Origin of the sequence: Prevotella sp. LCP21S3_D2 (assembly GCF_052118345.1) — a bacterium.
In the GTDB taxonomy this organism is placed as follows: domain Bacteria; phylum Bacteroidota; class Bacteroidia; order Bacteroidales; family Bacteroidaceae; genus Prevotella.
Genome location: NZ_JBQKHJ010000001.1, coordinates 398637 through 411214 on the forward strand (window position 1 = coordinate 398637; position 12578 = coordinate 411214).

Annotated in this window: 8 protein-coding genes and 1 tRNA gene; 3 read left to right on the plus strand and 6 right to left on the minus strand. The window is 42.2% G+C overall.

Annotation, left to right across the window (positions count from 1 at the left end; genetic code table 11):
- Positions 1–1163: 1163 nt before the first annotated feature.
- Positions 1164–3230: a methionine--tRNA ligase gene (gene metG, locus ACTQ16_RS01640; protein ID WP_264951163.1), complete on the plus strand. Its 2067-nt coding sequence runs from the start codon at positions 1164–1166 to the stop codon at positions 3228–3230.
- A gap of 116 nt (positions 3231–3346) precedes the next feature.
- Here the strand turns inward: metG and ACTQ16_RS01645 are convergent, their stop codons facing one another.
- The 3 genes from ACTQ16_RS01645 to ACTQ16_RS01655 all read right to left on the minus strand — a co-directional run bounded on the left by ACTQ16_RS01645 (position 3347) and on the right by ACTQ16_RS01655 (position 6498).
- Complete coding sequence (locus ACTQ16_RS01645; protein ID WP_295346955.1) at positions 3347–4075, minus strand: porin family protein; 729 nt, start codon at positions 4073–4075, stop codon at positions 3347–3349.
- Between the two features lie 413 nt (positions 4076–4488).
- Entirely contained in the window at positions 4489–5346 is an 858-nt protein-coding gene (locus ACTQ16_RS01650; protein WP_441935811.1) for an enoyl-ACP reductase FabI, read from the minus strand.
- Positions 5347–5475: 129 nt separating this feature from the next.
- The gene (locus ACTQ16_RS01655) at positions 5476–6498 is read right to left on the minus strand and encodes an endonuclease/exonuclease/phosphatase family protein (RefSeq protein ID WP_441935868.1); all 1023 of its coding nucleotides are present in this window, start codon (positions 6496–6498) and stop codon (positions 5476–5478) included.
- An 89-nt stretch (positions 6499–6587) separates the two neighbouring features.
- On the opposite strand from ACTQ16_RS01655, the gene ACTQ16_RS01660 reads away from it, so the two are divergent.
- Positions 6588–6659, plus strand: a tRNA-Arg gene (locus ACTQ16_RS01660).
- A gap of 157 nt (positions 6660–6816) precedes the next feature.
- On the opposite strand, the gene secDF is transcribed toward ACTQ16_RS01660, so the two are convergent.
- The 3 genes from secDF to ACTQ16_RS01675 form a co-directional block, all read right to left on the minus strand.
- Positions 6817–9840: a protein translocase subunit SecDF gene (secDF, locus tag ACTQ16_RS01665; protein ID WP_441935812.1), complete on the minus strand. Its 3024-nt coding sequence runs from the start codon at positions 9838–9840 to the stop codon at positions 6817–6819.
- Between the two features lie 109 nt (positions 9841–9949).
- Entirely contained in the window at positions 9950–11047 is a 1098-nt protein-coding gene (locus tag ACTQ16_RS01670) for an endonuclease/exonuclease/phosphatase family protein (RefSeq protein WP_441932975.1), read from the minus strand.
- A gap of 18 nt (positions 11048–11065) precedes the next feature.
- The gene (locus ACTQ16_RS01675) at positions 11066–12013 is read right to left on the minus strand and encodes a rhomboid family intramembrane serine protease (protein WP_441935813.1); all 948 of its coding nucleotides are present in this window, start codon (positions 12011–12013) and stop codon (positions 11066–11068) included.
- A 227-nt stretch (positions 12014–12240) separates the two neighbouring features.
- On the opposite strand from ACTQ16_RS01675, the gene ACTQ16_RS01680 reads away from it, so the two are divergent.
- On the plus strand, positions 12241–12516 hold the full coding sequence (locus tag ACTQ16_RS01680) for an HU family DNA-binding protein (RefSeq protein ID WP_153122011.1): 276 nt from the start codon (positions 12241–12243) through the stop codon (positions 12514–12516).
- Positions 12517–12578: the final 62 nt, after the last annotated feature.

The window sequence follows — 12578 nt, forward strand, 5'->3', positions numbered from 1 at the left end:
AATGTTGGATAAAAAAACGCATTATCGCCCTCTTAATACTGCATAAATATAAAGAAAAAGATAACACAAGGGGAGTAATTTCTATCACAACAGAGGTAATAACTGTTGTTTTTTAACAATAAAGACACATTTTTACTCCAAAAACAAGAATAAATACCCTATACATTAACAAAAAAGCCCTAACTTTGCATTCGTAAACAAGATCATACGGCAACGTAGTGGTCAATTATTAACAACAAAAACTTTTAAGATCATGGATTGCATTTTTAAAATTACATCAGCAGTAAAGAAAATAGGTTTCGTAGTCTTGCTCGCAGAGTTAGCTGTCATTGCCTATATGAGTCTTTAAGACATTATAATAAGTATAAGGGAGGTTATCAATCAATTGCACCAGAAATATACATTCCTGGTTCAAAAAAGCCTTAGCGCACCTTTAAAGGGGTTCGTTAAGGCTTTTTTGTTGTACATAACAGACATCCCTCATTTTTACAACGCAAGAAATACAGATAAAAAACATCCATTCTGAAAACGGAGACGGAATTCATTTAGGGTAAATTTTACGCTTATCGTAGCAAAACCTATTGTTTTTACCCATATTCTAAACAATTCATACCCCAAAAAATCAATATTTACCCCACAGATAACAGAAAAACCACTACCTTTGCAACCGAAAAAAGAACCAAGCACATAAGTGTAAGGGGTAAATTACAAGCAACAAAACTATATAGAATATGAATTGCATTTTTAAAATTACAGAATTAGTTAAGAAGATTGGTTTCGTTATTCTTGTTGCAGAGTTGGCTGTTATCGCCTACATGAATGTAATGTAAGAATAATCCTATCATCATCAACATAAAAAGATGGATATTAGGATAACAAGACGAAATAGGGTAATAACTTCTTTATCATAGAGAAAAAAGAAAAAAAAACAGATAAAAATAGTAAATGATAATAAAAAAAAGACTCTAAGCTCAACTGCTTAGGGTCTTTTTTATTTTCGGACAACTCTACTTATTATTGCTATTTTAGCTCTTTTTATCCATTTTCCACACAAAATGCCACCTTATTATATAGATAAGTAAGAAAAAGGAGCGCCAATCCTTTCTACTTTCCAACATTTTTTTGTAATTTTGCAGGCAAATAACAAAAATATATTAGCTAATATGGAACAAAAGAATTTCAAACGTACCACCGTAACCGCAGCATTGCCTTACGCTAACGGTGGTGTGCATATCGGCCACCTGGCAGGTGTTTACGTGCCAGCCGATATCTATGTTCGCTATCTTCGCCTCAAGAAGCAAGACGTTGTTTTCATCGGCGGTAGCGACGAGCATGGTGTACCAGTAACCATCCGTGCCAAGAAGGAAGGTATTACAGTACAGGAGGTTGTTGACCGCTATCACAACCTCATCAAGAAGAGTTTCGAGGATTTCGGCATCTCTTTTGATATTTACAGCCGTACCACTTCGCCTACTCACAATAAGTTTGCTTCTGACTTCTTCCGCACTCTCTACGACAAGGGTGTATTGGAGGAAAAGGTAGAGGAGCAGTTCTGTGATGAGGTAACAGGCGAATTCCTTACCGACCGTAACATCGTGGGCACTTGCCCTCGCTGCGGTGCAGAAGGTGCCTATGGCGACCAGTGCGAGAAATGTGGTGCTACCCTCTCTCCTGAGGAACTTATCAACCCTACCAACAAGAACAACCCTGGTCATGGCCTCGTGAAGAAGCCTACCAAGAACTGGTATCTTCCATTGAACAAATATCAGGATTGGTTGAAAAAGTGGATTCTGGAAGGTCACAAGGAGTGGCGTACCAATGTTTACGGTCAGTGCAAGAGTTGGTTGGATATGGATCTTCAGCCACGTGCCATGACCCGTGACCTGGATTGGGGTATTCCGGTTCCTGTAGAGGGAGCAGAAGGCAAGGTGCTCTACGTTTGGTTCGATGCACCTATCGGCTACATCTCAAACACCAAGGAGCTTTGCGACGCTCATCCAGAAAAGTGGGGAACATGGCAGAAGTGGTGGCAGGATCCTGAAACACGTCTTGTTCACTTCATCGGCAAGGACAACATCGTGTTCCACTGCATCATCTTCCCTACCATGCTGAAGGCTCACGGCGACTATATCTTGCCAGACAACGTACCAGCCAACGAGTTCCTGAACCTGGAGGATGATAAGATTTCAACATCCCGCAACTGGGCTGTATGGTTGCACGAGTATCTCGTAGATTTGCCAGGCAAGCAGGATGTATTGCGCTATGTTCTGACAGCCAATGCGCCTGAGACCAAGGACAACAACTTTACATGGAAGGATTTCCAGGAGCGCAACAACTCTGAGTTGGTTGCCGTTTACGGTAACTTCGTAAATCGTGCCCTCCAGCTCACCAAGAAGTATTGGGGCGGCGTAGTTCCTGCCTGCGGTGAATTGCAGGAGGTAGACGAGAAGGCCATCGCTGAGTTCAAGGACGTGAAGGAGAAGGTTGAGCAATATCTCAACGTATTCAAGTTCCGTGAGGCTCAGAAAGAGGCTATGAACCTGGCTCGTATAGGTAACAGATACATCACAGAGTGTGAGCCTTGGAAGGTTTGGAAGACCGATCCTAAGCGTGTGGAGACCATCCTGAACATCTCCCTCCAGCTGGTAGCCAACCTCGCCATCGCCTTCGAGCCATTCTTGCCATTCTCTTCAGAGAAGCTCCGCAAGATGATCAATATGCCTAACTTCGAGTGGACTCAGCTCGGCAGCACAGATCTGCTCAAAGCTGGTACCCAGCTCGGTGAGCCTGAATTGCTCTTCGAGAAGATTGAGGATGAGGTAATAGAAAGACAGCTCCAGAAGCTTGCTGACACCAAGAAGGCCAACGAGGAGGCTTCTTACCAGGCAGCTCCTATCAAGCCAGAAGTTAGCTTTGATGATTTCGAGAAACTCGATATCCGCGTAGGTCACATCCTGAACTGCGAGAAGGTAAAGAAGTCTAAGAAGCTCCTTAAGTTCACTATCGACGATGGTTCTGGCGTAGAGCGCACCATCTGCTCAGGTATCGCAGCCTACTACGAGCCAGAGCAGCTGATCGGCAAGGACGTATTGTTCGTAGCCAACTTTGCTCCTCGCAAGATGATGGGCATCGAGAGCCAGGGTATGATTCTCTCTGCAGTCAACTTCGACGGCACTTTGAATGTTACTTCACTCCTTGGCAAGGTTAAGCCAGGAAGCCAGGTAGGTTAATCTTTGAGAAACAAAAGGCTAAAAGTCCTTTGAAATAAGAACAAAAGAAGCCTTTTTTAAATAAAAATCTAAAAAGCTCTATATCTTCAATACTGAGGATATAGAGCTTTTTCTTATTAAAGCGCAAAGCGATAGCCTATTGTAAAGGTGAATACCTTATTCTTGGAATCTCCGGCATCCTCCTTATTTACCTTGGTTAAACCTATATGATAGCGGGCATCCAGAATAACGTTCATATACTCATACGATAAACCCACAGGAATAGACACATTCACCTTCTTGGCAGCGTAAATACTCTCCACTTCCCGGCTTTCCTTGTAAAGAGTAGAACCAGTCTTATTATCCTTCTCCAACTCTGTTTCTTCCGACAACATCTTGCCATCACCGCACAAGAAACCCACCTGTGCACCAGCCATGATGGCAAACTGAGGAGCCACGTATGCTTTCAGCATCAAAGGAATCTGAACATAGTCAAGATTCAGATGATGATTCTTGACACCCGTATATTTCTTGATGCCATTATTAACAACGTTCCCATTTTCTGCCATCTCATAATCACCCCATCTGGCACCCTGACGGACATAACAAGCACCTAGAGAAACACTCAGATAGTCTGTGGCACGATACTCCACATCAAGTCCGCCCAAGAATCCAGTCTGATTCTTAGACTTCACCTCCCTGCCGTTTTCTGTTGTCAGATAAATGGAATTATCACTCAGATTTGCGATAGCCACACCGATACGAGGAATCACAGAAAATCTTCCTACAGGATTCTCCTCACCTTGTGCCATTGCTCCTATAGCAGAAAGCAACAACATCATCACGATAGCAATGTTCTTTTTCATTATATTCTTTCTTGAATTGACAATTTACACCTTATTATATATAAATAAACTCAAAAACAGGAAGAATATTGCATCTATAATATACAAGAAACAACTATTAAAACTAATCTAAGCACATATTCAAAAGGAAAAAGGTTACCCTTCAGCTGTATAATTAACAAATCAAGACTCTGCCAGGCTGTTATTCATATAGTTTAAAGTATGCATATCACACGCCGTGCACCGAGCGAAGCATGCTTGTGCGTCGTACGATGTGAGCATTTACGACGTTCGACGCATGTGCTCACACCGTTCGATGTGAGCCAAAAGACAAATAGGCAATACACCGCTTTCCCTGTAGGAAACAGCATGTATTGCCTATTATGAGTAGATGTGATGATGTGTAATACATCATTCTTTCCTTATTTTTTCAATTATCCGTAGATAACCTTCCCATTCTCATCCTCGTAAGGAGTCATATCCTTAGCATACTGGTTCATGGCGCGGAGGCTCATACCCATAGATGAGAAACCACCATCGTGGAAGAGGTTCTGCATAGTTACCTTGCGGGTGAAGTCAGAGAACATCATTACGCAATAGTTAGCGCAATCCTCTGCTACCGCATTTCCGAGTGGAGACATCTTGTCAGCAAAGTCCATCATATTCGCGATATCCTTGATACCCTTACCTGCTGTTGTAGCTGTAGGGCTCTGAGAGATGGTATTGATGCGGACATGCTTCTCACGACCATAGATGTAGCCGAAGCTGCGTGCGATGCTCTCGAGCATGCTCTTGGCATCAGCCATATCGTTGTAACCGAAGAAAGTACGCTGAGAAGCTACGTAAGTGAGAGCTACTACAGAACCCCACTCATTGATAGCATCCAACTTCTTGGCTACCTGCAACATCTTGTGGAAAGAGATAGCAGAAATATCCAAAGTCTTGTTCAAGAAATTGTAGTCGAGATCATCGTATGTACGATGCTTACGAACATTAGGGCTCATAGCAACAGAGTGGAGCACGAAGTCAATCTTGCCACCGAGCTTCTCCTGAGCCTCAGTGAATACCTTTTCCAAATCCTCAACGCTGGTCGCATCCGCTGCGATGACAGGAGCGTTGATCTGTTCAGCGAGCTTATCCAGCGTACCCATACGCAAAGCCATTGCTGTGTTACTGAGTGCGATGGTAGCACCCTCTTCAGCAGCCTTAACGGCTACTTTCCAAGCGATTGATTCCTCATTGAGTGCACCGAAGATGATGCCACGCTTGCCTTTTAACAAATTGTGAGTCATTGTTATCTTAATACTATATGTTTGTAAATCGTGCGCAAAATTACGAATTTTGTGCAATATATGCAAGCTTTTTCACAAAAAAGTGCATTTTACACCTTCTTTTTTGAGAAAAGTCAAGCAAATCATGCCTTATTTATCATCTATCAGAATCCGAGCCACTAATGGAAGATGATCACTGTAACCCCCTAAATACTTCGGACCCAAGTAGGTTCGATAAGGTTTTTTACCACCATATTTCTCATCATCTTCGAGCAAGAAAGGCAAATCTCCTATCCTGCTGACATTTTCCTGATGCTGCATCGATTCACTCAGCAGAATCTGGTCAAGACTTCTCCATTCACCATGCCAACGATAAGTAGCCTTAGCACCATTACTCCCTTTAGCTTTAGAAGAAATATTAATAAGATGATGCTGATAAAGATATTCAAGTGCAGGAGAGTCGTGATAATCATTGAAATCTCCTGCCACAATAATTTTGGCACTATCATTGATTGCATAGATAGAATCAACGGCAGCTGCCAGTTGATTGGCTACCTGCATACGATAAGGTCTGGATACCAATTCACCACCTCTACGACTCGGTGCATGAACCACAAATATATGTAAAGTATCATCACTCATGATCCGACCGGAAGCATATAATATATCTCTCGTAGGACGCGAATGGGGTAATCGCTTAATACGAATAGGCCAGGAATGAATCAAAGCAAAAGAAAAGGGATGATACATGAGAGCAACATCAATACCACGCTCATCAGGAGAATTCGTCATTACATACTCATAACCTGCCGTACGAAGAGCAGAGCGCTTGGTTAAATCAAACAACACGCTATCATTTTCCACTTCACAAAGAGCAACGAAATCCGGAAGTTTCCATTTTTTGCCAGAATCAGTCATCGAGTTGGCAACATGAGTTGCCATTTCTCCATTATTGCTTATATGCTTGACTGAGTAATCTTCATAGCCCAAAGCAACTATAGTTTGAGACAGAAGATTCAGTTTACGCCAATAGCGGACGGGAGTCCAATGATAGTTGCTTTCTGGAAGGAACTCAACATCATTTTTAAGCGAATCATGACTCGTATCGAAGAGATTTTCACAGTTTAACTCAACAAAAGTGAGGAAACTTGATAACAACAATGATAAAAACATAGTTAATAATTTTGTCGTGTCAATGATTTGATGTATCTTTGCAGTCAAATTGCAAAACGCAGAAAGATCTGACTGTTTTAGCAAGGGAAGGTCCCATAGTTTAATGGATAGAACGGAGGTTTCCTAAACCTTTGATCCGAGTTCGATTCTCGGTGGGACCACTTCTTCTACTACAAACCTTATTTACCGGAATCATCTGGTAAAAACCATAAAAGGTCGCTCCTAGAAACCAGGAAGCGACCTTTTGTTATTTATAGTATTTGCCGTTATCTATTTCCATCCAGTTTTCACCAGATGGAAATAAGATAAAACAACTTTTTACTTAACTTCTGCAACAGCAACCTCCTCAGCTGGCTCCTCCTTGATCTTGCGACCAAGAACGATGTAAGCCATAGGAGAAGCGATGAAGATAGAAGATAATGTACCGAATACAACACCCAGAATCATTGCGAATGAGAAGCTGCGGATACTGTCACCACCGAGGATGAAGATACAGAGCAACACAATCAATGTAGATGTTGATGTATTGATGGTACGAGCCAATGTCTCATTGATAGATGCATTGAAGATCTGCTGACGATCTCCCTTTGGATGCAACTTCAAGTTCTCACGGATACGGTCGAATACTACCACCTTATCGTTGATAGAGTAACCTACCACGGTCAGGATAGCACCGATGAAGGTCTGGTCGATCTCCAATGAGAATGGAACGAGCCCCCACAGGAGTGAGTAGAAACCGATTACTGTCAAGGCATCGAATGCCAACGCAATAGTAGAACCTACAGAGAAGGCCACGTTGCGGAAACGTACCAGGATGTAGAGGAAGATGGCAATCAGAGCGAAGAGCACACTATAGATAGCACCCATAGTGATATCCTTAGCTACTGAAGGACCTACCTTAGTACTACTGATAATAGAACCACCCTGACGAACGTCTGGGTTCTTGAATGCCTCAACACTCTTCTGAGATACCAGGTTAGCCTTCTTCAAGGCATTGTAGAGGATAGTCTCAGCCTCATCGTCAACAGTTGGACTGTTGCTCTCAATCATATAGTTGGTAGATACACGGATAGTCTTACCGTCTGTACCGATAGCGATAGCGCTGGTAGTAGCCTTGGTGCCGTCTGCATTGACGAATGCATCACCGAGAACGGTACGGATCTGCTCAGGCTCTACAGGGTTCTCGAACTGTACCACATAGTTACGACCACCAGTGAAGTCGATACTCTTACTCAAGCCACGAACAAAGAAGCTACCGATGAATACCACAGCAGCAATGATAGCTACGGTGAAGGTAGTCTTGTACATAGACATGAACTTGTACTTCTTACCCTGCATCAGGTTGTGAGAAACAGGAGTATCAAACTTGCAGTGCATCCACTTGTCGTGGTTCAACTTATAGTCGTAAACCAAACGAGTCAAGAATACAGCTGTGAAGAATGAAACAACGATACCGATGATCCAAGTTGTAGCGAAACCACGGATAGGACCTGTACCAGTTGTCAACAGAATAACACCAGTAATCAACGAAGTCAAGTTAGAGTCGAAGATAGCAGAGAAAGCATTACCATAACCGGCAGCTACAGCCTGCTTCATACCCTTGCCAGAGCGAAGCTCCTCTTTGATACGCTCATAGATAAGCACGTTAGCATCCACGGCAGTACCCAGAGACAAGACCATACCGGCAAGACCTGGCAATGTCAAGGCTGCCTGGAAGGACGTCAGAATACCGAGTGTGAAGAATACATTGACGAGCAATGCCAGGTTAGCCATCATACCAGGAATGATGTTGTACATCATAACCATGTAAACCATCAGGAGTACGAAAGCTACAACGAATGATACAATACCCATCTGGATAGACTGTGCACCGAGAGTAGGACCTACAACCTCCTCCTGAACGATACGTGCAGGAGCTGGCATACGGCCAGACTTCAATGTATTAGCCAAGTCCTTGGTCATTTCGATAGTGAAGTTACCGGAAATCTGTGAGTTACCACCATCAATCTCACCGTTTACACGAGGAGCAGAGTAAACTACGCCATCCAGAACGATAGCAATAGCCTTGCCCACGTTAGCCTTGGTCATCTGAGCCCACTTGCGGGCACCCTCAGTATTCATCTTCATGCTTACAACAGGAGAACCCATCTGGTCGAACTCATCCTTAGCGTCTGTGATGACATCACCCTCCAATGGAGCACGACCTGTAGTAGTTGTCACCTTCAAAGCGTGAAGCTCATAGATATTCTTCATCTTGATATTGTCAGCAGGCTGTGCACCCCAGAGCAAACGCAAGTCTGAAGGCAGCAGGCGCTTAGCCACTGCAGAATAGATAATCTTGTTGATAGCAGCTGTATCGCGAACGCTGGCATAACCAACAATACTCAAACCACCACCGAGCTGCAAACGAGCCAACAATGGGTGAGCCTTGATAGCAGCAGCATTCTGAGCATCCTCGCCTACCTTGGCAGCAGCATCGTCCTTCTTCTTGATAGAGAACTTAGCCTCAGCCTTCTTAGGCTCGGCCTTAGCTACTTTCTTCTTAGCGGCAGCAGAATCTGCAGCTACAGTATCATTCTTCTCCTCACCATTGTCACCATTAGCGATATGAGTATCGAGCTGCTGGAGATAAGGAGCGATTTCCTCTGAGTTATATGTCTCCCAGAACTCAAGGTTAGCACTACCCTGAAGCATCTTACGCATACGCTCTGGCTGGCTGATACCAGGCATTTCTACCATGATACGGCCCTGCTGACCTTCCAACTTCTGAATGTTAGGCTGAACAACACCGAACTTATCGATACGGGTGCGGACAACGTTGAAAGAGTTGTCGATAGCCTCCTGTACAGAAGCGCGGATAGCCTTCTCTACCTCTGCATCGCTGCTCTGAGGAGAAACCTTGCCCTGCAACTGCTGAGTTGCGAACACTTCTGCAAGTTTATGACCAGGTGCGCTCTTGTGATAAGCGTTAATGAAAAGTGACACGAAGTCACCACCGTTAGCTTCTTCCTGAGCTCTAGCTTCCTTCATGGCATTGGTAAAACCAGCGTCGGTCTTGTGATCGGCAAGGTTTTCAATTACATCAGGTACTGAAATCTCAAGGATTACATTCATACCGCCCTTAAGGTCAAGTCCAAGACCTATCTGAGTCTCCAAGCAGTTCTGATAAGAATAAACACCCAAGTACTTAACAGAATCCTTATAATCCTGCTGTGCAATAGGGTCTTTGATCTTTGCAGCCTCGCCGTCATAATAACGTGTGGCGAACGAGAATGACAAATAGAAGATACTTGCGAGTGTCAGTAAGACGGCTACACAAATTACAATTCCTTTGTTTTGCATTTCTATTTTATTGTTATTAATTTATTTATTTTCAGTCTTATTATTGTTGCTACATATATAATGACGTGCAAAAATACGCATTTTTTTTCGTAAATAAGAATAATTTGCGCTATTTTTGATGTTTAGCCCTCATTTTTAGCTTACAAATGATGGGATAGTGGTCAGAAACAGCGATTTTATCATCAACTTTACACTCGTAAGGTTCCCAATCATCTGAACATAAAATATTGTCAATGCGAACAAAAAATCCACTATGATGGTAACTAATCCCCAATCCGTTGCCACTGGAAACAAAGCAATCAGTCAATCCATTAGCTATCGTCCGATGTGCATAGGAAATAGGACCGTCATTAAAATCCCCACAAACTATTTTACTCATTTTCCCATAATGCTTCAGATAGCTGGCCACAGCCTCAGCTTCCGAGGCACGCTTTCGGGTAGCTTCAGCTAACTTCACAACTAAAAGCTTTGATGTATGTTCAGCAGTATCCACTTCCAGTTTTCCCACTACAAGTCTTTTAAACTGCTTTCTTTCTTCCAGACTTAAACCAGTCGTTTCCAGATGATTATTAACCAATAACACTTCTCGACCCCTGATATTTAAGCGATAAGCCACACTCATATTACCTTTAGACTGATAAGGAATAATTTCCTTTGATAATATCGGGAATTTACTCAAGAGCATCAGGCAATTTCCACCACCAGGATGCATGGTCGTATCTTGAAAAGCATATAGCGGTTTTAACAAACTATCTATCTGCTGAACATTTCTTGAGGTTGGCATCGCTTCCTGCAAACAAACAATATCTGCATCTTGTTCCTGAATATATGCTAAAGAAATATTAGTACCTTCAGAATCCTCTGTCTGGTCGCCAAAATTCCACGTATTATATGAAAGCACCTTGATACATTTAGAAGGAGTCTCACCATTTACATTAATGGGCATATACTTACGAACAGGAACAAAGCATACCAGAAATCCCACAAATGGTATTGTAGCATATTTTGGACGGAACAATAACCAAAAGAGGAGAAAACACAAGTTGATTGCCAAGAATAACGGAAAAGTAAGCCCAGCATTTGTAAAAATGCCAAGCTTCTCAGGTGACAAGACATCTGAGAAGCCTACCAAGAACATGATTACTATCGTAGCCACATTGGCACCAGCAATCATCCGATAAGTAAATTCCTTAAATCCTTTAAACATAAGTTTTCATCTACGATATTACTTGTTGCTCTGATCAAAGAGAGACTGTTTTTCCTCTTTGGTCAAACTATCATATCCACTTTTCCTTATCTTATCCAAGATACGGTCTATTTCCTCTTGAGAGACAACTTTCTCGTTGGTGGTACACTCTGCATCCTGCTCGTATTGAGAAGTATAAGAATCATTACGGGTATAGGTAAAGTTTCTCTTACCTGTATTACGTTTTCCGCCAAACATATTCTTTAACTTACCAAATGCATCAGCCGTATGAGAGCCGCCATAACCACCATCTACCTGCTTACGCCAATATCTAATCATAAAGAATCCAAATACCATACCTCCCAAATGGGCAATATGAGCAACACCATCACCTGTAGTTGCCAACGCAGAGAACAGTTCTATGGCTGCATAACCAATAACAAAATACTTAGCCTTGATAGGTATAGGCAACGGGAATATAAAAATACGCTCATTCGGATAAATCATACCAAAAGCCAACAAAATGGCATAGATTGCACCAGAAGCACCTACAGTAGTCCATTGATTAAGCACAGCAGAACTATTATGAGCAACTACAGTCAAATCAGAAAAAGACAACCCTGGCAACTGAGAAGAAGCTACGACATAGAACTGCACTGCCTGCGCAGCTTCCTGAAAAAGGCCCGCTCCCACGCCACATGCAATGTAATAAAAAAGGAATTTTTTCGGCCCCCATACTCGTTCTACAACACATCCAAACATCCACAAAGCAAACATATTAAAAATAATATGCTCAAAACCTCCATGCATAAACATGTAAGTAAACAACTGATAAATATGGAAATCAGATGCTAAAAAGAAATGAAGTCCCAGCAAATCATTGAGCACATAGCCGTCTGGTCCGTTCTTTCCCATCAAAAAACACATCAGAAAGGCAACAACATTCACTATCAGCAAATTCTTTGTAACTATTGGTATATTGCGCATAACTATAAACTTTCTTATTAATTAATTATCGAATATTTTTGTAATTTGGGGGCAAAATTACTAAAAATATCCGTGAAAACATCAAAAAATAAGCATATTACACTTAATTTTCGATAATTTCATCACTTTTCTGCTTTTTTTATTTGAACTTTCAAAGGAAAAAGCTATATTTGTAAGCAAAAAGGACAAAAAGGCAAAAATTACTAATCATTTAATAACGTAAAATTATGAACAAGACAGAATTGATTGACAAGATTGCAGCAGGTGCTGAGATTTCAAAGGAACAGGCTAAGGCAGCTCTCAATGCTACAACAAGCGCTTTGAAAGAAGCTCTCATCGCAGGTGACAAAATCCAGTTGGTAGGCTTCGGCACTTTCAGCGTAAACGAGCGTCCTGCACGTGAGGGTATCAACCCAGCAACTAAGGAGAAGATCCAGATTGCTGCCAAGAAGGTTGCAAAGTTCAAAGCTGGCGCTGAGTTGGCTGATGCACTCAATAAATAATTGTAAAGATTATTTTTAAACATAATAGGACTATCCTCACAGATAGCCTATTATTGTATATC

Coding starts and splice junctions, on each gene's coding strand:
- ACTQ16_RS01670 (WP_441932975.1), bottom strand. CDS start 11,047: ATGTTTAAAGGATTTAAGGAATTTACTTATCGGATGATTGCTGGTGCC.
- ACTQ16_RS01680 (WP_153122011.1), top strand. CDS start 12,241: ATGAACAAGACAGAATTGATTGACAAGATTGCAGCAGGTGCTGAGATT.
- ACTQ16_RS01650 (WP_441935811.1), bottom strand. CDS start 5,346: ATGACTCACAATTTGTTAAAAGGCAAGCGTGGCATCATCTTCGGTGCA.
- metG (WP_264951163.1), top strand. CDS start 1,164: ATGGAACAAAAGAATTTCAAACGTACCACCGTAACCGCAGCATTGCCT.
- ACTQ16_RS01675 (WP_441935813.1), bottom strand. CDS start 12,013: ATGCGCAATATACCAATAGTTACAAAGAATTTGCTGATAGTGAATGTT.
- secDF (WP_441935812.1), bottom strand. CDS start 9,840: ATGCAAAACAAAGGAATTGTAATTTGTGTAGCCGTCTTACTGACACTC.
- ACTQ16_RS01655 (WP_441935868.1), bottom strand. CDS start 6,498: ATGTTTTTATCATTGTTGTTATCAAGTTTCCTCACTTTTGTTGAGTTA.
- ACTQ16_RS01645 (WP_295346955.1), bottom strand. CDS start 4,075: ATGAAAAAGAACATTGCTATCGTGATGATGTTGTTGCTTTCTGCTATA.